General features: G+C 62.8%; 16 protein-coding genes and 1 rRNA gene. 10 read left to right on the plus strand and 7 right to left on the minus strand.

Features of this window, described 5'->3' with window-relative positions:
• Window positions 1-2 precede the first annotated feature (2 nt).
• From rrf to JWN03_RS42610, 6 genes are all read left to right on the plus strand, one after another.
• A 5S ribosomal RNA gene (gene rrf / locus JWN03_RS42585) occupies window positions 3-119 on the plus strand.
• A 364-nt stretch (window positions 120-483) separates the two neighbouring features.
• Window positions 484-1,509, plus strand: coding sequence for an SEC-C domain-containing protein (locus tag JWN03_RS42590; protein WP_297628161.1), 1,026 nt, complete (start codon window positions 484-486; stop codon window positions 1,507-1,509).
• A 184-nt stretch (window positions 1,510-1,693) separates the two neighbouring features.
• On the plus strand, window positions 1,694-2,068 hold the full coding sequence (locus tag JWN03_RS42595) for a hypothetical protein (protein ID WP_297628163.1): 375 nt from the start codon (window positions 1,694-1,696) through the stop codon (window positions 2,066-2,068).
• On the plus strand, window positions 2,065-2,709 hold the full coding sequence (locus JWN03_RS42600; protein ID WP_297628165.1) for a hypothetical protein: 645 nt from the start codon (window positions 2,065-2,067) through the stop codon (window positions 2,707-2,709). The genes JWN03_RS42595 and JWN03_RS42600 overlap by 4 nt, the downstream gene beginning before the upstream one ends.
• Complete coding sequence (locus JWN03_RS42605) at window positions 2,709-8,276, plus strand: putative T7SS-secreted protein (protein WP_297628167.1); 5,568 nt, start codon at window positions 2,709-2,711, stop codon at window positions 8,274-8,276. Before JWN03_RS42600 ends, JWN03_RS42605 begins: the two co-directional genes overlap by 1 nt.
• A gap of 1 nt (window position 8,277) precedes the next feature.
• Entirely contained in the window at window positions 8,278-8,757 is a 480-nt protein-coding gene (locus tag JWN03_RS42610) for a hypothetical protein (RefSeq protein WP_297628168.1), read from the plus strand.
• 109 nt (window positions 8,758-8,866) lie between these two features.
• Here JWN03_RS42610 and JWN03_RS42615 read toward each other — a convergent pair whose 3' ends face one another.
• From JWN03_RS42615 to JWN03_RS42635, 6 genes are all read right to left on the minus strand, one after another.
• Entirely contained in the window at window positions 8,867-9,175 is a 309-nt protein-coding gene (locus JWN03_RS42615; RefSeq protein ID WP_297628170.1) for a hypothetical protein, read from the minus strand.
• Window positions 9,176-9,217: 42 nt separating this feature from the next.
• Window positions 9,218-9,661: an SUKH-3 domain-containing protein gene (locus JWN03_RS42620; protein ID WP_297628172.1), complete on the minus strand. Its 444-nt coding sequence runs from the start codon at window positions 9,659-9,661 to the stop codon at window positions 9,218-9,220.
• A 2-nt stretch (window positions 9,662-9,663) separates the two neighbouring features.
• Window positions 9,664-10,314, minus strand: a complete 651-nt coding sequence (locus JWN03_RS45705; RefSeq protein ID WP_366914561.1) for a YwqJ-related putative deaminase — start codon at window positions 10,312-10,314, stop codon at window positions 9,664-9,666.
• A gap of 5 nt (window positions 10,315-10,319) precedes the next feature.
• Entirely contained in the window at window positions 10,320-13,835 is a 3,516-nt protein-coding gene (locus JWN03_RS42625; protein ID WP_297628174.1) for a WXG100-like domain-containing protein, read from the minus strand.
• Window positions 13,836-14,032: 197 nt separating this feature from the next.
• A complete protein-coding gene (locus tag JWN03_RS42630) occupies window positions 14,033-14,542 on the minus strand; it encodes a YbaB/EbfC family nucleoid-associated protein (RefSeq protein ID WP_297628176.1) in 510 nt (169 codons plus the stop codon).
• Window positions 14,542-14,916 (minus strand): hypothetical protein, encoded by a 375-nt coding sequence (locus JWN03_RS42635; protein ID WP_297628178.1) that lies wholly within the window; start codon window positions 14,914-14,916, stop codon window positions 14,542-14,544. Before JWN03_RS42635 ends, JWN03_RS42630 begins: the two co-directional genes overlap by 1 nt.
• Window positions 14,917-14,992: 76 nt before the next feature.
• Here JWN03_RS42635 and JWN03_RS42640 point away from each other — a divergent pair, with 76 nt between their 5' ends.
• Entirely contained in the window at window positions 14,993-16,231 is a 1,239-nt protein-coding gene (locus JWN03_RS42640; protein WP_297628179.1) for a hypothetical protein, read from the plus strand.
• Between the two features lie 650 nt (window positions 16,232-16,881).
• On the opposite strand, the gene JWN03_RS42645 is transcribed toward JWN03_RS42640, so the two are convergent.
• Window positions 16,882-17,094, minus strand: coding sequence for a hypothetical protein (locus JWN03_RS42645; RefSeq protein ID WP_297628181.1), 213 nt, complete (start codon window positions 17,092-17,094; stop codon window positions 16,882-16,884).
• Window positions 17,095-17,343: 249 nt separating this feature from the next.
• Between JWN03_RS42645 and JWN03_RS42650 the strand changes: the two genes are divergently transcribed.
• The 3 genes from JWN03_RS42650 (at window position 17,344) to JWN03_RS42660 (ending at window position 20,723) form a co-directional block, all read left to right on the plus strand.
• On the plus strand, window positions 17,344-18,246 hold the full coding sequence (locus JWN03_RS42650) for a helix-turn-helix domain-containing protein (RefSeq protein ID WP_297628183.1): 903 nt from the start codon (window positions 17,344-17,346) through the stop codon (window positions 18,244-18,246).
• Window positions 18,243-18,449, plus strand: a complete 207-nt coding sequence (locus JWN03_RS42655) for a DUF397 domain-containing protein (RefSeq protein WP_297628185.1) — start codon at window positions 18,243-18,245, stop codon at window positions 18,447-18,449. The genes JWN03_RS42650 and JWN03_RS42655 overlap by 4 nt, the downstream gene beginning before the upstream one ends.
• A 348-nt stretch (window positions 18,450-18,797) precedes the next feature.
• Entirely contained in the window at window positions 18,798-20,723 is a 1,926-nt protein-coding gene (locus tag JWN03_RS42660; protein ID WP_297628187.1) for a DNA/RNA helicase domain-containing protein, read from the plus strand.
• The last annotated feature ends 167 nt before the right edge of the window (window positions 20,724-20,890 follow it).

Raw genomic sequence — 20,890 nt, forward strand, 5'->3', positions numbered from 1 at the left:
GTTACGGCGGCTATAGCGGTGGGGAAACGCCCGGTCCCATTCCGAACCCGGAAGCTAAGGCCACCTGCGCCGATGGTACTGCACTCGACAGGGTGTGGGAGAGTAGGACACCGCCGGAACATCATTCACAAAACCCCCCAGCTCACGCTGGGGGGTTTTGTCGTATCTGCACCCTTGCGCGCCTGCAGCATTCGCTGCAGGCGTTTTGTCGTATCCGGACAATTCAATTGCGGGCCCAAGTCCGAGCGGCTCGTATTCCGAAGAGTCACTTGGAGTCTCAGCCGCCCCCGAAGGAGCGGCCCTCCTGCCACCCGGCGCGGCACTCCCGGTCGCGATCAAGGTCCGGATGCTCGCAGCCGGGATTTCGGTCGGGGGCTGGAGCTCCCGCATCCCTGAGCGCTGTCGGGGACTACTCTGCGTCCGTACAGATCTGAGCAGTGAATCGGCGGCACCGGTAGTCCAGCATGGAAGAGAGGGGCGGACATGTCCGAGGAGATGTCTGTCGCGGAACGGCGCGAGTATGAGCGACTGCTGCGGCAACAGGGCCGACTGCTGGCGGAGAAGGCGCGGTTGGGTGCGCAGCTCGCCGATGTCGCCGGACCGTTTCCGTCGCCCCGGGAGTTGGCGCTGGAACATGAACAGGCTGCCGCGGCTGATCCGGAGGAGAGAGCTCAGAACCTGAGCGAGGCGGGCTCCTATTGGGCTATGGCCGGTGAGCCCGAGCGGGCGCGTCGGGCCTATCTGGCCGCCATCGCCGACGGTGGTCCGGTGGCCGGCGATGCCCGGATCTGGTACGCGCTGTTTCTCATCGAGAATGGTGATGAAGCGGCCGGAGTCGAAATACTCGACACCGTATTCGCCGAGGGCGCAGACGATTACGTCGTCTACCAGTCGGTCGGCGAAATGTACGAGGAGCGTTCGGAACCGAAAGACGCGCTGCGCTGGTTCGAGGCCGGGCTGGCGCGGGTCCGTCTGCTCGGCGATCAACAGGACGAGGGGTTCGGCGAATACCGGCTTGCTTTCGGACGCAAGAGGATTCGGCAGTCGATGGATTTACCGGAGGATGCCGACGATCGCTGGGCTGAGCAGAAGCGCGATGAGCTCGTGCAATCAGTGGACGGAGGGCGTCCCGCTCGCGGTGCGCCCCAGCCGATGGTGCACTCCGTATTCTATTTCCCGGAAGCCGAATTGGATCGTGCGCTGAAACGGTGGCCGGAGCTGCGCGAGCATTTCGAGAGTCACGATGAGCATCGTGCGGCCGCAGAGCACAGCCTGAGCAGCCTTGTCCCGATCGGCTCATCACCGCTGATCTCCATCGCCACGGTCGCGGGCTTGATCGATTATGCCGCCGCTGCGGGTTCGGACCCCACCCTCCCGTCGACCCGTGCGGCCTACGCCGTGGAGCTGGCACGCATCGGTCAGGCAGTCGCGTGGCCGCCGGGCCGCAACGACCCGTGCTGGTGCGGTTCGTCCCGGAAGTACAAGAAGTGCTGCGGTAGACCGCGATAGGTGTCCCGCGTGCCGTCAGCCGGGAGGAATCCCTGTGAGCGCGGGTTTTGATCAGCGAATCAACGCCCGGACGATTGACCGGCCCATCGGATCGCCCGTTGCGTTGTTGTAGGGTGCGATGTGCTGCTGTTCGTGGGGGGAACTGTCTGCAGGTGTTGTCTTGACTAGCGCTAATGATGGTCTGATGGGGTTGCGGTCCGAGATCGCGGCGTTCTACGCCGGGTTCGGACAGCCGGAGTTGCTGCGCCGCGCCTTCGAGCAGGCCGCGGTACTCGTACCTCTGGTCGATACCGACCGCGTATTCACCTCGCGGGTGCGCGAGATCGATTGGATCTGCGCCTTCACCAGCCTGGAGGAATACGCTCGCTACATGGTCGCCCGAGGGGTCGCGGCCGATCACGAGTACAAATACCAGACCTTGCTCGGCTGCCGTTTGATCGACTACGCGGCCTCACGCCCCGAGCCGACCGGCATATCGGTCGATTGCGCGGGTGCCGCGCCGGTGGCCTTCCCGCCGCAGCTGCCCGCCGAGTTCGACGAAGTAGGGGTGGCGTCGTGAGCGATGAACTGAAGGTCGAACCCGCCGTGCTGCAACAGGCCGCGGCAGGCATCAACGCGATCATCGGCGAGCTGTCTGGCCTGGGCATCAAGGAGACCGGCGCACTGGGCCGAGGTTTCTCACTGCTGGCGTTGTCACCCTTGGAGGCCGGAAAGGCGTCGGTGCAGTCGACGTTCGAAACCTTCTGCGACCGCTGGTCGTGGGGTGTGCGCTCCCTGGTGCAATCGGCGAACAATATGGCCGAGGCAGTCGGCTTGGCGGCCGGCCGCTATCACATGATGGATCAGCAGAATCAGAACGCACTGAAAGAGGCGTACAGCGACCTGTTCAGCGACCCGCACCTGTCGAAGGACCAGATCGACAGCCGGTCGTGGAGCGAGACCTTCTCCGACAACGAGTTCAATGCGCTGGCCCATCCCGACTACAGCGACAAGTCGTTCCAGGACATGCTCGACCACGTCGGCACCGACGCGCAAGCGGTCAAGGCGGTCGCCCCGCAGGCCCTGGCGAACGACCAAATTTTCAAGAATCCGCTCGGCAATGACGGGGGAGCGGGGTGGAACACCGGCGCCGCCGCACGAGCGGCCCAGATCCTGCATCCCGATCCGGCAACCCCGGGTGTTGAAGGGGGACAACACTAGTGGGGCTGGGTGATTTCGTCGACAAGATCGGCGATGCGATCGAGAACGGCATCGACGAGGTCGAAACCAAGGCCGGTTCGATCATCGACCGTGGCACCTACAAGGTCGCGGACCTGGCCCGCGACGTCGGCGCGGATTCGGTCGCATCCGCCATCCAGGATCTGGGCGACCAGATCGCCGACCACCAGGGCGGCGAGGTCCTCGAGCGGCAACTCGGCCAAACCAAGGACAAGACCGAACTGATCCGCGGCGAGCCGTCGAAGATCCACGACGTCGCCGACAAACTCCGCACCATGTCGACCTCGATCGAATCGACCGGAAACGCGTTGCGCACCATCGACGTAGCGGACTGGACCGGCAAGGGCGCCACCGCATTCCACAGCGCCTTCGACAAGCAGCCCAAGCTGTGGTGGACCGCAGGCGACGCATTCTCCAAAGCCGCAGCGCACCTCGACAGTTGGTACTGGGCAGTCGTCACCGGCCAGGCGAAGGCGCAAGAGGCGATCGACAAGTGGGAGGCCGCCGACAGGGAGGAGAAATCCCAAAAGGACTCCTGGAACGCCTTGTCGGACAAGGACAAAAAGAAAACCACCCTGGTCGACACCTGGTCGCCGATGCGAGACGCAGCCCGCGACATCCTGAAAAACGCCCGCTCCCAACGCGACAGCATCGCCGGCACCGTAGTAAGCGGCCTCCAATCCCAAACCCAGGACGCCCCCACCGAACCCCCCTTCACCCAACGCTGGACCGACAACTTCGAAGACCTGAACGGCGTCTACGAAAACGGCAAAAACAGCTTCTACGCAGGAGTCCTGACAAGCTTCACCTCGATCGCCCAGTTCGCCCGCTCAGTGGATCCCCTTGGCACATACAACATCTCGCACCCGGCCCAATACCTCTCGAGCATGGCCGACCTGGCCACCGGAATGGTGGTGGCCGCCGCAGACCCAGGCGCGACAGTCGGCGCCATGCTCTCGGACGCCCGCAAGAACCCCTTCGAGGCCGCCGGCGCGATCACTGGCAACGTCGTGCTCACCGTCGCGACCGGCGGCGGCGGGTCGGCCAAGATCGGCGTCGACGCCCTTGATGAGCTCAGCAACGCCACCAAGGTCACCAAGGCCACAACCAGCGTGCTCGAAGACGTCCCCGGCGCAGCCCCCGGCCGCGCCCTGCCCCGCGGTGACGCCCCGGTGGCTCCCGCACGTACCGAACCGAAACCGGACCGCGCCGGAACTCCCAACGAATCGGGAGCCCCATCGGAGACCCGCCCGAACGCGACGAAACCGGATGCTCCCGATGCCCAGGCCCCGAAGGCAGGCCTGCCGCATCCGGACGGTGCCGCTCCAGGTGCTCCCGCACCGGAGGGCGGTGGCCCGGCCGCTGCCCCGCATCCAGACGGCGCTGCACCACAGGCCAATCCAGTCGCTGATGCCCGGCCGAACGAGGTAGCGCCTCACTCCTCATCGCCGGTCCCGAATCAGGAACAGCCTGTCGCGCAACCTCATCCGGCGAACGAGTACGTCTCAGACGCTGACTCGCCTGCGCCACATCGGGACCAGGATGTCCCACCGTCGAATCCGGCGCAAGCTCCGCGACCAGATCCCGATTCCAGCGCGCCCCACAATGATCGGCCCGCGGACATAGATCCGGCGCGCGCAGAGAACCCGGTCTCGGACGCGAGCCCCAAACTGGAGACCACTCCGCCTGCCGCCCATGAACCCGGTTCGGCTGCGCCACACGGCGAACCACCGAACACACTGCGAGACGCGGGTGGCAACGGCCCGCATGTTGAGCCAGAACGCAACCCCGCGCATCCCGGAGAACCTGACGGCACCCACGTCGGCGGACACGAGGCTCCGCTAGAACATGGCGCCCCAAACCACGAGCCGCATCCGGAGCCTGCGCAGGTCGAACATAATCCGACGCTGGATGAGCGTGCGGTCGCCGACGAGTCGGCACCCGAGCATGCGCGCAACGGCAGTCCGGAAGATACGAGCAAACTCGAAGAAAAGACATGTACCGAAGACCCGGTCGACGTTGCAACCGGTGCCTTCCTGCTCCCGGAGACCGATCTCGATCTCCCCGGTGTGCTGGGGCTGGTGCTACGGCGAACCCACCGTTCGAGTTACAAGTTCGGCCGTTGGTTCGGGCCGTCCTGGTCCGCGACTTTCGATTTGCGCCTGATCGTCGATGCCGAGGGTGTGACCTTCCTCGGCGAGGATGGTCTTCTACTCGCGTTCCCGCATGCCGCGGTTGGGGTTGTCGTCGAGCCGACGGTCGGCGGCCTGGCGTTGACACGCACCGAAACTGGCGGTTACCAGGTACGGGACCCGAACCGGGAGTTGATCTTCCATTTCTCTCCCGAGACCGGCCTGGATGGGCTGGATGCCCAACTAGGCAATATCGCGATCTCCGCTGTCACTGACCGGCACCGCAACCGGATCCGCTTCCACTACGGCCCGGACGGCGCCCCGATTGCTGTCACCCACTCGGGGGGCTACCGCGTGCAGGTCAATACCTCACGTGGACGGGTGATCGCGTTAACTATGGTCGGCGTCGATCAGGTTGGCCGCGAAACCCGGACGCGCGTGCGGGAATTCGGATATGACTCAGGAAACCTGGTCGCGGTCACGAATGCCGGCGGTGCGATCACGCGCTATGTCTACGACACTGCCGCGCGAATGCTGTCGTGGACCGACTCCAACAACAACCAAATGCTCAACACCTACGACAACGCAGGTCAGATCATCCGCCAGCGAGGCACCGGCGGCGTGCTCAATTGCGATCTGGACTACCAGATCTTCCCAGATGGCACCGGGCGACTGACCACGGTCACCGATTCCCTCGGCGCTGCAACCATCTACGGCTTCGACCGCGACCTACGACTCCGTGACGTGGTCGACCCAGCCGGCGGACGCACCCACTACGACTACAACTTTGATCGCAAACCCCTGAAGGTCATTGCCCCCGACGGCGCTACAACCGACTACCGGTACAACAGCGCTGGGGATGTCGCGCAGGTAACTCGACCTGACGGGGCAGCAATTGCCGTCACCTACCTGGCGAGCAACCGCCCGACAACGATCACGGATGCCGATGGCAGTGTGCAGCACAGGAAATGGGACGAAGCAGGCAACTTGGTGGCGGAAGTCGACGCGAGCGGCGTCCGTACCGAGTACATCCATCACGCTAATGGGGCGGTAGCCGCAGTCCTCGCATCGACTGGGGCTCGTTCCACCGTTGAAGTCGACCCGGCTGGCCTACCCGCCGTCATCTCCGACCCGTACGGCGCCGTCACCGTTGTTGAGCGGGATGCGTTCGGGCGCCCCGTCCGGGTTACCGACCCGACGGGCTCGATCACTAGCTACGAGTGGGACGCGAACGGCAATCTACTGCGCCGCAACGACTCCGACAGTTACGGAGAATCGTGGACCTGGGACGGCGAGGGCAACATGCGCACCCACACCGACCGGGCGGGCGGCACTGTCTTCCTAACCTATGGCGCGTTCGATCTGCTGGAATCCCGTACTGAACAGGACGGATCGATCACCCGCTACGCCTGGGACACCGAACGCCGTCTCGCGACGGTTATCAACCCTCTTGGTCAGACGTGGGCATACGAATACGACCACGCAGGAAGACTGCTCGCCGAAACCGACTTCAGTGGTGCCACAACGAAGTACACCCATGATCGGGGCGGTCGAGTCGCCACCGTCACTGCCGCGACCGGAGTCACCCGTCGGCATACACGCGATATTCTGGGCCGGGTCACCGAAACCGCAGCCGATACTGGAGAATGGCTCCGTTTCCGTCTCGACCCGCTCGGACGGGTGCTTACCGCTGCATCTGGCGTCGACGAGAAATGCACCCATACACTGGAATTCACTCGCACTCGCACGGGTCAAGTTGAATCCCAGCAACTCGATGACCAACCGGCAATGTTGTACGAGTACGACGGCCACGGCCGCCGAATCCGTCGGACGACTCCGAGCGGCGCTGCCACCACCTGGCGTTGGGACTTCGCTGACCGGATCAGCGGGCTGTCGGCCGACGACCTCCATATCTCATTTGCTCACGATCAACTGGGTCGCCAAACGAGCTGGCGCATAGGTGAAATCGAGGTCAACCGGACTCTGTCTGCAAAGGGACATATCACTGCCCAGAACGTGACCGCGTTTCCAACCTCGTCTTTGAACCTCGGCCCAACTCGTGCTGCTAGTCCTGAGCCGCGAGTAATCCGCCAGGACAACTACACATACCGCCCCGACGGGTACCTCACCGAACACTCTCTCTCGCGGCGTGATGCATCGACACAACGCCACTACACACTGGACGCGATCGGCCGCGTTACCGAAATTACTGCGGGCGGCTACCTTGCCGAGCAATACGCGTACGATCCGCTGAGCAACATCACCGACGCATACAGCACACATGATGCGTCTTCAACGAATGCTCCACCTCAGACTGCAGGATTCTCGAAAACCTCTGGGGCCAAGGCGCATCCAGAGCTCGGTGGCAGACGCGAATACCACAAGAACCGACTGATCCGGGATGGCCGCACCCGCTACCACTACGACGCCGCGGGGCGTCTCACCAGTAAGGTCACCACTAGGATTTCGCACAAGCCCGATGTCTGGCACTACCGCTACAACGCATTTGACCAACTCACTGATCTGCGAACCCCCGATCAGCAACGGTGGCACTACACCTACGACGCCGCAGGGCGTCGCAGCAGCAAACAGCGCGTGGATGTGGACGGCTCCGTTATCGAGCGTGTCGACTACACCTGGGACGGCACCTACCTGAGCGAACAGGCTGAGGCCGAAACGACGACACATTGGCAGTATCAACCGACGTCGCGCGCTCCGATCACTCAAGCCACCGATCAGAACCTGATCGACCGCGCCTTCTACGCCATCATCACCGACCCCGTCGGCACCCCGACCGAACTCATTGATTCTGGTACAACCGAAACCGTCGCTACTGCTACACAAGAGCTTTGGGGCGACACCTCATGGCACGGCACGGCAGGCACACCCCTTCGCTTCCCGGGGCAGATCCACGATCCAGAGTCGGGACTTCACTATAATTTTCATCGCGTCTACGACCCCGAAACGGGTCGCTACATGACTTCGGACCCTCTGGGTTTGGTTCCCGCCCAGAACCCGAGTATCTATCCCCACAACCCCACCGGTTGGATTGACCCCCTAGGGCTCAGTTGCCTGAAGGACAACGAGATACACCTCTATCGGGCGGTGCAGGAGAAGGAACTGGCTCAGATCCTCGATACTCGAACCTTTACGAATCCCGTTGGTATTGAGACGAAGTATTTCTCCCTTACAGAGGAAGGGGCAAGTGCCTACGCGCGGGGCGCCTTTAGTATCTGGCCTTCGGAGGGGCCTTACACCATAATCCGAACAACGATCGACAGCGCGCTCATCCCTGAGGACAGCATCATTCCACACCTGTCCGATGCTGGTGTAGGCGATGCTTTTGCACTCCCCAACGACGTTTTACCCAAGCTTGGTAGGCCAAGAATTCTTCCATACGGAATGGCAGGTGAATAGTATGCGGATTGTGTTCGTCGCTGCGTCCGAGGTATTGCTGGATCCGTGGCGTGAAGCGCTTGGCAAAGCGGAGGGTGTCGAGTTCAAGGTAGGTGCGATGCCTGACGTTGCTTTCGGTTGCGATGCCATCCTCATCCCAGGAATTATTGCTCACGATCGCTACGGTGGAATTGGGCAGCCGCGACGTGCGCAGATCCTGGAAAATCTGCGCGGAGACGGAAACCCGGACTTGATTGTGGCCAGTCCAAACTATTCCAACGTGTTTGGTGCTGATGGAAATCACGCGCGTGCAATATCTAGTCTTCGTGAGGTATTTCTTGCATGCTTTCAGGCAGTGGAAGACTACAATTCTGGGAGTCAAGACCACTCCATTGAGAGCGTTGCCGTTCCGGTAGCAGCTGTGCGGGTGGATGGGCTCAAGCCGAAGGATGTCGCGTCGGCATTTGCGGCTTCGATTCCACGTCAGAACAACTCGATCTGACTGAAACTGCCGTCGAGCGCAGGGGGGCTAATCGGTGCATGCTCCCGTTCGCAAGAAAAAGGTTGGCGCAGGCTCGCGTACTGATTAACTCGATGTTCCAGCAGCGCAGTCATTCAGAGTCTGCTGCTGCGAAAACCGGATTCGGATTAGGGCGTATCCGAACATTGGGGTTGGTGGCTACCGTTACCGAAGGAAGAGAACCCAGCTGACCTGAACCCTTGTACACTACGGGGACACCACCCGCGATGGCGAATGATAGATCGCCGTCCACGAGCCACTCGCGTGCGCCTACCTTGAACACGTACAGCTCATCGGTCTCGACAATTTCTTGATCGTCGATATAAAAGGTGCCATGACTCCACTTCGGTTTGAAGTGGCTGATAATGGTCTCGAATGCCTGGTCGTACGTTGTGGTCATGGGTTCCTCTCGTAGTCATGGTCTCGGGTGCTCGGCACCGCGTCACGCCTCTTCAACAGGCACAGGTGATCTTCCGAGGATCAGGGACTCGAGTGCCTCTGGAATCTGGCCGAACGAGGCGAGCCAATCGGCAACCAGGTAGAGATCGCCCGACTCGGACATTCCGAGGAAGTAGCGGCCGGAGTCGAGTTCACCCACCGGTGCGATCGACTCACCGACGACCTCGGCCCATTCGGCGAACCTGTCGTCCTCGCCCTCGACCAACGTAGGATCCAACTCGAAAGGTTCACGGGCGGAAGTGATTCCCGGGCCGGATATATCAACAGCCAGTCCGCCGAATTCCTCGAGAAATCGATCCGCCGCTGCGTTCCACCTGAACCCGCTGAGTTCCAGCCTCTCCCTCCAGGCGCCGGTATCGACCTGCCTGCCGGGCAGCCATCCCGAAGCGCGAAGAACCCTTTCGGTTTCGTCCGTGAACTGTGTCACAACTATCTCCCATCGTCAGTAATGAAATCCAGCGAATAGTGTTCTCGGAGAGGCTTACAGCTGTCACAAGGGCCGACCGGGTGCCCATGCTTCGGGTGGTCCGGATTGCTTCGAACAATCTTGGCGGCGGCTTTGGCTCCGGTCGGATCCAAACCCGCGTGCAAGGCCTCGGATATGCACCGGGGAAGTCCGCAGGAGCCATGTCCGCGTCCCCGCTCCGCGACAGGAGTCGTGTCCAGGATCCGCTGTACCTCCGGATGTAATGTAGCCGATTCGCCCCGGAGGCTCGGTGCCGTAAACACCTCTCCACTTGTCAGTCGAAGTCCCTCTGCCACAGCTGGGCGATTCTTCGCTGGCGACCATGACACGCATTGGTCCGCTTCGTGCTGCGTCGCATCGAGAAGCTCGATGTCAGCTGGTTCCTCGGTTGGCGCGGGATGTTGCTCGCCCTCGGGTGGAGTCTGCTCGCCCTTATGTTCATCGGTCCGGCCGGGATGGGTGTCACGTGTATCGCTTAGCCGTGCCGGCCTATCCGTTTCGACAGGGTGCTCGGGGGTACGAGGGGTATCGATCCCAGCGCGAGTATGTGCAGGTGCAGGATTCGGGTCCTTACCCGATGGTACGGGCTCAGATGCCGAGGGTGCTTGGTCCACGTCGGTTAAGGGGTCACTCCCAGCTGCACGCTCGTCCTCCTCATCGCGACGGAGCGAAATCGCTTTCTGTTCAGCCGTTTCCGGCGATCGATTGTCGCGTTCTGAAGTGCTGCCTGCGGTGGGCTCACGTTCGGTGGTCGGGGAGCGTTCCGGTTCTGGCCCGGAACCGGCCGGGTCGGGACGGTCGGGCAGAAGTACTTTTCGTTGTCGCCCAGGTATTTGGCGAGTTCGGATTGGTGCTCGTCGAGCAGTCGCCACGGCAGGGAGGCCTTGTCGGTATCCGACAAGCCGAGTTTTTCGAATCGCTCGGCGAATTCGGCACGGAGACCGGGAAGCTCGTGTTGGCGAGCTGGATCGCTGTCGGCCAGCACGATTTCTTTGGTGAGGGCGCGCAGGTCCTCGAAACGGCCCTTCAAGTGTGGGGTCAGAGAGTCAGGACGATCGGGGTTGGGCTGATGCTCGGAGCCATGCAAGGGGGCGGGCTGTTCCTCGCTGGGATGCGAGGGGGCATGGTTATTCTCGGGTATCTCGGCAGGGTGCGGTGCGGCCTCATCGGGGTTGGAGTTCAGGCTGTCATGGGGTTCACCCGGATGTACTGGTGCGGAAGGAGTTTCGGACGTCGACTCCGGATGCGTCTGGTGGGGAGTGGTTTCCTCGGGTGTGTGAGGCGCTTGTTCGACGTACTTTTCGACCGAAGCGAACGGTGGGGTGGGTTTGTCGTCCAGTCTGATGTATTGCGTGTTACCGCCATGGTCGAAGTAGTTGGCCGCATCGAGCACAGGGGGTGTGGGCTGACTGTCGAGGAATCGGACTGTACCGCCGACATTTTCGACGGTGAAGACGTGACCGCCGCCGGACTTCCAGGTGATGAAGACTGTGCCACGAGATCCGGGCTCGCTGAAAGCCGCCTCGATCTCGGCTCTGGTACCAGCCTGCCATTGCCCGCCCCAGGCTTGCGAGACCTCGGAAATGGGTCGACCGCCCGGCCCCCCTTCGTCGCTCCGGAGGGGCTTCTCCAGCGGGCTAGCGGTCAGATCGGGTCCCGCCAATCCGCGCCGGCGGATCTCGTATGCTTGAACGCAACTCGTGCAGTTCTCGGCATATGCGGATTGTTTCGGATCGAATTTGGTGTTGACCTCGCCGAGCACCCGGTCGACCTCAGCGTTCGTCGCCGCCGTCTCATCAGCATGGACGGGCGTGTCGGCCGGATCGTTGCCCTCTTCGTGTTCTTCCTTGGGCTGCGTTTGCGGGTCGGTGTTCGCGTGGTCAACGGAGGGTTGCTTCGGGCCGGGTTCGGTGGGCTCGGAATGATCGGGGAGGAAGAACTTTTCGTTGTCGCCCAGGTATTTGGCCAGTTGTGATTGGTGCTCTTCGAGCAGACGCCACGGTGTCGCTGTCTTCTCGGTGTCCAGCAGGCCGAGCTTCTCGAATCGTTCGGCGAATTCGGCACGGAGGCCGGGGACTTCGTGCTGGCGGGCTGAGTCGGCATCTGCCAGCACGATTTCCGTAGCGAGGCCCCGTAGATCCTCGAAACGTTGCTTCAGATGCGGGGTCAGCGACTCCGGGCGGTCGGGGTTGGCCTGGTGCTCGGGGTCGTGCGTAGGGGTGGGCTGATCGTCGTCCGGATGGCTAGGGGCGGGCTCTTCCTCGTCCGCGCGGGCGGGGGTTAGTTGGTCGTCGGGGTGCTCTGTGACGCGAGGGGCAGTTTCGTCGGGGTCGGAGTCCGGTGTGCGGTGGGTATCGTCTGTGTGGGAAGGGTCCTCCGAGCGGCTGTTCCTCGGGGCCCGCTCTGGTGCAGGGGAAGTCGTGCCGGGTTTGCCGGTCGGGTCGATGGGCCGGTTCGCTGGGCGATCAATGGGTGCACGGTCGACCGGGATCGGCGCAACTACAGCGGGCTCGATGCGTGCTGGGGTCCCAGTGGGGTTGGCAGACTGGATGTTTCGCTGCTCGACGGGTTCGCTGACCGGCTGCAAGGTCCTGTCGCTACTCACCTGCGAGTCGCGCGTTGACGGAGCTGCGGCCTCCGTGCCGGAGTACCGGGCCTGTAGTGGCGAAGGTTCCGGTCGTTCGGTGCCACCGGAGCGATTTTCGCTGGGCAGCGCAGAGCGAGAGTCAAGCGATGGCCTGGCGGGCTGGGCGCCGGGCAGATCGGCGGCGGGGCGTGGTTGGGCCGCCGGAACGTCGGCGGGTTTCGGAGTCGCAGCTACGTCATTGCGGACCGGCGCGGGCGAATTCGATCCGAGATCGGCGTGGGCGGGCGGGCCCGTACCAGTGGCCGACGGCATCCCTGTGCGGTCGGTGACGGGCGCAACCTGAGCTTGTGCACTCGGGTCACCGAGTGTTGTTCCTCCGCTGAGGTTCTCGCCGAGGCGCAGATTCTCCGCCGTGGTCGGCGGGTGCTGTGGGCTGTCGCCAAGTCCGGCGGCGTGGGGATCGGCCAGGTGTTCCTGAGGGGGTGTGGCGACGTCGCTGGGCTGTTTGTTCGACGGTGCATCCGCCGGATGCGCGGCTGCTTCCTGATCGGTGCTGGGATGACCGGAAGTATCGGAGGTGGTGCGAGTCAGGTCGCTGGGATGCGCCGTGGTGGCGTCGACGGTCTTCGGTTGGCTGCGCCCAGCTTCGATGGCCCCGTGGCGCAGGCCCGCGGTCGCGCCCTGGGCTGCGCCACCGGTGACTGTGCGCCAATCAAATTCGCCGCCGTTGGCCAGCGAGTACAGGCCGCCCGCTCCACCGGCGACACCACCGCCGATCATGCCGCCGGCGGCGTGGGAAATGTAAGCACCTGCGCGGTTACCCAGCATGTTCGACAACGGCGTGCCGAGCCCTTTGCCGATGCCTGCTCCGATGGGGCCGCCGATCGCGCCGGCACCGGCCGAGGTCAGGGCGGTGATGCCGAGCTGGCCGAGGTCGAAGGTGTCGCGGGTACCCTCGATCATCTGGGCGGCCTGAATCCCGGCATCGGTGGCGGTGCCGATGATCGTGTTCAGCGCGATATGCCGGACGGTGTAGCGAACCACCGCCGCCGCAGCCGATTCCGCAGCCTTCTTCGCGGCTTCCGAGAGCAGCCGGCGGGTCAGGAACCGCACCGCGACACGGGCAGCGCCGACCGCCGCGGCCTCGGCGCCTTCCACGAGCGGGCCTGCCAGTGGTGCAGCGGCCAGGTCGATCGCCAACGTGACCAGCGTGGCGTAGAACATGATCTTGGTGTATTCGGTCTCGGTACCCATGCCGTGGGCGCTGTTACCGATCTTGTCCATCCACCCCGCGAGCTCTTCGATCGAGCCGTTGCCCGAGCGCATCTTCCCCAGCTCGGCGACCATCGCCTCACCACCGTCACCGAAGGGGTACGCCACCTGCGCAGCGGCTTTCGCCACATCGATGTGATCGCCGAGAGCGCGCATTTGGTCCGCGTGGGTCTGCCAGTCGTCGGCCATGGCCCACAGCGAGTCCTCGTCGCCGTCCGGCCATTTCATCCCCGCCAGATACCCCAGCCATCCTGCGCCCGGCGGCCGCGGAATCATCGCCCGGCCCCATCGACGCGAAAGCCGCACGGCGGCAGACGGTTCCCTGACGGCAATCGGGATGCGACAGGAGAATCCCCCCGGATTCCTAGCACCAACCCCCCAAGAAGTGATCCAGCCCCACACCGCAACCGGCTGTTATGCAACCAAACTGAAGATCAGAGCGCAAGAGCAGAGGCCCGAGCCACGACCGGCCTCTACCACTCCGGTGCCGCGATATTGCTTCGCGGGTTCAGGTCGATGTATTCGACGTTACTGAAATGCCGGTCTTCGGCCCCGGCGCTGGCGAGCAGGCGTTCCGGGGATCCGGGAGGTGCGGTGGAGATCGGCAGCGGTTCGGGAGCCATGTCCTCCACGTCCGGCAGTCCGACGATCAGATCGGACAGCTTCGGTATCCGCACCCGGCTGTCGTGCAGTGGGGCCATCAGCTCGTCGTTCTTGCGTTTCAATTCAGCGGCGGCAGCCTGCGCCGCCTCGGTGACTGCCCGCGCGATCTCGAACGGCTCGAGATCGAGGATGTCGTCGCTGAACTTCGTCTCAACCACGATGCTGTCGGCATTGACGGTCACCGAAACCCGCTTGCTACCGCCCATGCCACTGGCCAGCAGCTCGGTCCGCTTGCGATAGATCTCGGCGATCGCATGCATCTGGGTCTGGAATTCGTCGAGCAGCTCAGCCAGCTCAGCCTTGCCCTGCTCATTGGTCATCAATCTGCCCCGAACGCTCTGGCGTTACTGCCGTCGACGCCGGTCAATGCGTCCGTAGCCTTACCCTGCGCGGTCGCGAAGTGATCGAAAGTCGTCGCGATTTTGGCGATCCCGTCGGTCTGGTTACCGGACTGGGCCAGATACCCATTCTCGCCGCCTGCGAATCGTTGGCCGTATTCGTCGTTACCCCACGGAGTTCCCTTGGCGGACAACGCATCCTGGAGTGAGCTGAGGACATCGCGAACCCGGTCATGCACTTGCGACGTCTTGTCGGCGGCCGTATGCAACGCCTCGGCATTGACTTCGACCTTGCGGGCCATATCGATCAACTCCTCCCAAAACGGTTCTTCGACGCTGTCATAGCTGCGCTTCATATTCAACCGGAACGACTGGCCTGCCGCCTAGGTCGGGTGTGTAGGGTCGCAGTCAACATAGGAGGGGAAGTCCATCGTGACCGGCGAACCAGCCAACCCTGATGACGAACACCCGAACAACTTCATGAGGGGTTTCGCCGACGCCACCGGTGAATCCGACATCGCGAATTCCGTTGTCCACCACGATCAGCCATCGACCGTGGACCAGCAACAGATCGCGGAGAGGGCGCGGGAGCTGACTCATACGATCGCCCGCGAGCTTGCCGCCGCAGCCCCGGCGGGGTGGCAGCGCATGGATGCGGTTTTCGTGTGGACTGTCGCCGCGCAATCGTGGCGGATCTATTTCTCGGGGGACAGTAACGCGCAGCGAGTCGACCCCTCCGACAAGGTGACGTCCCTGGTTCGTGAGCAGCGCGAGGTGGCCGCGCGAATGCCCGAAGGACCGTGGTGGCGGATGTTGCTCCGACTGACCAACTCAGGTGCTCTGGAAACTGGCTACGACTACGGCGACGAACCATTCCCGGACGAAGACCTCCTCGCGCCTGACGCCTATCTTGCGGACCTGCAGGCATATCCACGTTCTCGGGTGCCGGTGTGGTTGGCCGCCTATGTCGGGCACCGGGATCGGCAGAAGCGCTCTCCACGCACTGCGGTCGAACAGGCTCGTCACCACCGCGACAGCGGTGTGCACCCGCGGCGTTCGATCGACGACTTCCCGCCGCTCCCTCAGCTGTGGGGTCGGTGGACAACGCTCGCCGCGATGTACGCCGCCATCGGGTCACCGACGGGTCCGCGAATCCTGCCATCCCTGGCCTGGTTCGAAGGACCGACCCGCAGTGGCAGCACGCTCTACCTACTCGCGCACGACCGGGCCGTCATCTCTGGTGGCGTCTGGAACGCCACGAACCTCGATGCCGCATACAGCCAGGGCGCGCCGATGCCGGAACTGTATGCCGGTGCGCCGGAATGGATTACCGACTCCGTTCTCAACCCGCGCGCCGCGACAGGGACACTGTCGTTCTGCTACTGGTGGGACAACGGCCACTGGTACCGCGGAGACTCACCCACCGGCCCAGGCGTTTCCGCCGCAGTACCGGGCGTGTGGACCGCCGAAACCGCCCTCGGTGTAGTAAACCGTGTGCTCGCGAGCGGCGGCCGCGACATCGATAACCGTGTGGAAAAGGCTGCAGCAGAACTAATTTCGGCCGCAGAAGCCGGTGCTGTAACCCGATCCATCCTGACCGCCCTGCTCGACGCCGACACCTTCGATATCGATGCAGCCGTCAACCAATTCGTTCTCGCCGGTCTCGCTTGAACGATCACCCTCACCACCACCGCCGTCACGAAGCAATCGCCTGAATCCGTAGGCATTTCGGTTCGCTCTTCAGAGGCGGAGCGACCGGTCGGTCGTCATCCGTTGCTCCCCTCGGGCTAAGCAGCTTCCGATGCCGTACCGGTTGGGCAGCGCGTCTCGGAAATCCTTGGGAAGCTTCTACTCCGGTGCCGGCGATGATATTCAGAGATCGGCACGATCCGGGAATCGCAGGATGGTCGCGGGCTTCTGGGCGAAGTCGTCCTTCAACCGTTCGTATGCGGCGCGGGCCCGCTCGCATGGTGGGTCGCAGTCTCGGTGGTGCACCCTGGCTTCGATCGCCTCCGTCTGTGACATACGGCTTTCGGACTCTGCGACGGTGTGCGCCTCGAGCATCTTCAGGCGCGGACCGTACCGATCCGCCGTTTCCGTACTGCTCGGTCCCGAGCTGACTATCTGTTTCGCCCAATGCCATTCGTTGCGGTCGGCTATCTCGAGCAGTTGCCGCAATCGGCCGCAACTCTTGGCGTTGTGTCCAGGTCCGGCAATGCAGTTGCGGTGTGGGTATATCAGCGCTCGCACGCCCTGCGGATAACGTAAATCGACTCGGTACTCCGGAACGGGGTGATGATCGAGCCTCGAGTACACGCCGGTCATCGCTGCGGCTCGATTACGTCGGCTCGATGCCGCCCGCGTGCGGGTCTGGCCGCGGCGGGATAGCTGCTGCCGGTGGACAGTTCGAGCCGAAACACAGCCCGCGGCGGCTGCGTGCTTCCGCTGTCGCGCAGCTCCGCCACCACCACGCCGATGATGGTGATCAGGCCGCTCGCAAGCAGCGTGAGCAAAACCAAAGATTCCCAAGGCATTTCAGTGTCTCCTTATCGGTGTCTGCTCCGGTGCCCGATTGGCGGCTTGGCGGAGGTAGTCACCCGGTGGTGATGAACGCAAGTAGGCACCCCTCTCGCGTGCGGTGGAAGGACTTTCGGATCGTCCATATGAATTCGCCCGTTTTCCCAGCACGCCACCCGAACTGAGCGGAAGATGACATCCAACAGGTCGAGCTACGCCATCCATGATCAGCGCACGAGTCATCCGAAAACTCGGGAGCAAGGCTTATGATCGGCAAGAATCCGACAACTATTCCCCGACGGCAGTTGGGTCGGCAGCTTCGTGAAATGCGGCAAGCTGCAGGACTTTCCATTGCCGATGCCGCGCGGCTGATCGAACGAGGGGCCGGGACGCTCCAGCGTTTGGAAAAGGGGGAGAACCCTCGGATCAGGCTGTTGGACATCGAGGCGTTGTGTCGCCTGTATGGCGTGGGAAGGGACAAGCTCGGTGCATTACAGGCTCTCGCCAAGGAAGCCGATGAGCGCATGCGACCGGTGGATGAGCGCGTCTGGTGGCATCGATACGACGATCTGATCCCTGACGACTTCGAGACCTATATGAGCTTGGAAGCCGCAGCGGCGCAGGTGATCATGTATCAGCCGGATGTTGTCCCAGGGGTGGTCCAGACGCCCGACTATGCGAGAGCGCTGGAGAGGACCTTCTTCAAGTCCGATACACCCATGGAGTCGGAGCAGCGGGTTCAAGTGCGGATGCAGCGGCAAACCGCAATTACACGGCGGCTGTCCCCTGTTGAACTGGACTTGCTCGTCGACGAGGCGGTAGTTCGACGGATTGCCGGCAGCCAGAAGGTGATGGCCGCGCAGCTCCGCAAACTGGCGGACGTTCCGCCGAACGTCCGTGTTCGCGTACTACCGTTCGCCGGTGGGTTCCCACTGGGCTGTGCACCTGGGGCATTCGTAATCCTGCGATTTCCAATGGATTTCGGTACGAAGGAGCCCGTGGAGCCGACCACGGTATACGTAGAGTCCTACGGTTCTCGGCTCTACTATGACAGTGCGGAGGTCGTGGATCGGTACCTCGAAGCGCACGATCAGTTGAGCCAGGTGGCTCTGAGTGAACCAGACAGTAAACACCTGCTCAGGCAGGTAGCGAAGGAGTTCGAATCATGAACGATCTAGCCGAGGCGCGCTGGTTCAAAAGCAGCAGAAGCCAAGGGGGAGAGGCGTGTGTCGAAACCGTCCACCTTCGCGGCGGCAATGTCGGGGTGCGGGATTCGAAGTTGGGGACCACCAGCCCGGTGTTGGTCTTCGATGGGCTGGCTTGGGACCAGTTCAATGATGCAGTGAAGTCCGGCCGGTTCGACTGCCTCTGAGGCTCTTGGGCTGCCTTCGATCTGTTCGAGCCGGTAGTGGCGGAACTGGGTGCAGTGCAGAAGAATTCGAGTCCAACTCGCGCACCGGCCGAACCCGATGCGGCATATGACCATCCGTCTGCTCGGTAGCCGGGATCGCTCACCGCTCCAAGGTTGGACGCCGAGCGACTTGGTGCTGAGGTGTTCTGCCAACGCAAGATCAGAGCCCGAAGATGGGTGCAGCGATTCTCCGCGGCAGACTCAAGTGGTTGTGTTCAAATTGATCTTGCGGCCCGCCGAGCACCGAGCTCACCTCGTTGTTGCTCCTACCCGCACATCGAATCCAGATGTGGCGTGTGGGGAGCGTGGATGGCGCTTATGCGGGGTAGCGTCCGGCAGCTGCTGGAGCTATCGATATCCAATCGTTTGCCGGTGCAGCTTCTCGAACGTGCTGCGGCGGAGTGGGGGCAAGAGGTCCGTACCGGCGAAGTTCGCGCGTGGAGGAACAGCTTGCGTGAGTTTCTCGGCGATTGCGAAGAGGCAGGTCTCGGGGATGTCGAGGTACTACTCGAACACAAGTTGCCGCACAGTGCCAAGCGGGTAGATGCGATCTTGTGCGGTGCGCATCCCGATACGGGTGCGCCGAGTTACGTTCTCGTGGAGCTGAAGCAGTGGTCGACGGCGGAGCAAATCGCCCGAAACCTTGTTGAGGTGCCATGTTACGACCACCCTGTACTGCATCCAGTCGCCCAGGTTCACGAATATTGCCGTTACCTTGTGGATTTCACGCCCGATCTCGAGCGGCAGACGGGGGCGGTGCGAGGTATCGCGTACCTGCATAATGCCGTGACGGCGGACGTCGCTTCGCTGACCCAGTACGAGCCGAGCGACTTCGGACAGCTGTTTTTGCAGGATGACAGGGAGCGACTACAGAAGTTCCTCGGTTCGGTACTGAACGCACGTGCGGGCCGAGAGTTGGTGTGCCAGATTACGGACAGTTTTCTGAGATTCCCCCACAGGCCGACCAAGAAGCTGCTCGATTTGGCGGCCGAGGAAATCCTGAGTCGTGAGCTGTTCGTCCTGCTTGACGAACAGCGTGTCGCGTACGAGATCGTGGCCGAGACGGTCAATCGGGCATTGGCAGCTTCGCGCGCTCGTCGGAGTCGGTCTCGAGTGGACTATGAGCCGACTGTCGTCGTGGTGGTCGGAGGTCCTGGCTCCGGAAAGAGTGTCATTGCACTCAGCCTGATGGGCCACTTAGCGCGGAAGAACCTTGCCGTAAATCATGCGACCGGTTCAGCTGCCTTTACGAGGACGCTGCAGAAAGTGGTGGGGGCCGAAGATTCTCGTGGCCGAGCGTTGTTGAAGTTCTTCAACAGCTATTCCGGCTCGGGGGTGGGCGAGCTGGACGTACTGATCTGCGACGAGGCGCATCGGATCAGAATGTCGAGTTCGTCCGGCTCGGCGGTGTCAGCAGACAGGAGAAGACGCCGAAGCCAGCTGGAGGAGTTGATCAGTGTCGCGATTGTCCCGGTGTTGTTTCTCGACGACAACCAGGTCGTGCGGCCACGGGAGGCGGGCTCACTCGCGGCGATCAAGGCTGGCGCGGAGGCCGCGGGATGCCGTGTCGACGTTGTTCATTTGCATGGCCAATTCCGTTGTGGTGGTTCTGATCTCTTCGAGGAGTGGGTTGACCGTCTACTTGGAATCAGCGACGATCCACCGCTCAACTGGTCTCGACTAGCCGCGGGCTCCGGTGATGATTTCGGCGTCGGAAGTGTGGCCACCCCCGCGGCCCTGGAAGCGTGGGTGGCTGATCGATATCAGCAGACCGGCGGTACGGCGCGGATGACCGCAGGCTTCTGCTGGAAATGGAGTGAGCGGCCGATTGGGTCCGGTGCCGAACGCCGACTGGTGTCCGATGTGCGGATAGGGGACTGGCACCGTCCATGGAACGCGCGCCCGGGGGCAAACCTGCCAGGTATCCCCGACTCTTATTTCTGGGCCTTCGATGATGGTGGGATGAGACAGGTGGGATGCATCTACACCGCTCAAGGCTTCGAATACGACTGGGCCGGTGTGATCTTCGGGGACGATTTTGTACGTCGAGGCGATCGGTGGGTTGCACGGCGGGAGCGCTCCGAGGACTCTGCCGTACGAGAGGCGGACGAGGCCAGCTTTCCGGACCTGATTCGCAATACGTACAAAGTGCTGCTCACCCGCGGTATGCGCGGCGCGTGCGTCTACTCGACCGATGATGAGACACAGATATTTCTAGAGCAGATGGCGAGGTAGCGATCGAAGTTTGCCGAATATGGCTGGTGTGCATGCCAATTCACCCAAAGTACTCACTGAGTGGTACGGAGGGCTGGTTGATCGTGGCGGTCGCCGGGGTTGTAGGCGCCTTTCGCTAATCTGATCTACGCGGCCCGCCGGGCACCGAAGGTCACTTCGTCGCTGCC

Source organism: Nocardia sp. (assembly GCF_025465275.1).
GTDB lineage: Bacteria > Actinomycetota > Actinomycetes > Mycobacteriales > Mycobacteriaceae > Nocardia.

Coding starts and splice junctions, on each gene's coding strand:
- JWN03_RS42590 (WP_297628161.1), top strand. CDS start 484: ATGTCCGAGGAGATGTCTGTCGCGGAACGGCGCGAGTATGAGCGACTG.
- JWN03_RS42595 (WP_297628163.1), top strand. CDS start 1,694: ATGGGGTTGCGGTCCGAGATCGCGGCGTTCTACGCCGGGTTCGGACAG.
- JWN03_RS42610 (WP_297628168.1), top strand. CDS start 8,278: ATGCGGATTGTGTTCGTCGCTGCGTCCGAGGTATTGCTGGATCCGTGG.
- JWN03_RS42615 (WP_297628170.1), bottom strand. CDS start 9,175: ATGACCACAACGTACGACCAGGCATTCGAGACCATTATCAGCCACTTC.
- JWN03_RS42625 (WP_297628174.1), bottom strand. CDS start 13,835: ATGATTCCGCGGCCGCCGGGCGCAGGATGGCTGGGGTATCTGGCGGGG.
- JWN03_RS42630 (WP_297628176.1), bottom strand. CDS start 14,542: ATGACCAATGAGCAGGGCAAGGCTGAGCTGGCTGAGCTGCTCGACGAA.
- JWN03_RS42635 (WP_297628178.1), bottom strand. CDS start 14,916: ATGAAGCGCAGCTATGACAGCGTCGAAGAACCGTTTTGGGAGGAGTTG.
- JWN03_RS42645 (WP_297628181.1), bottom strand. CDS start 17,094: ATGCCTTGGGAATCTTTGGTTTTGCTCACGCTGCTTGCGAGCGGCCTG.
- JWN03_RS42650 (WP_297628183.1), top strand. CDS start 17,344: ATGATCGGCAAGAATCCGACAACTATTCCCCGACGGCAGTTGGGTCGG.
- JWN03_RS42655 (WP_297628185.1), top strand. CDS start 18,243: ATGAACGATCTAGCCGAGGCGCGCTGGTTCAAAAGCAGCAGAAGCCAA.
- JWN03_RS42660 (WP_297628187.1), top strand. CDS start 18,798: ATGGCGCTTATGCGGGGTAGCGTCCGGCAGCTGCTGGAGCTATCGATA.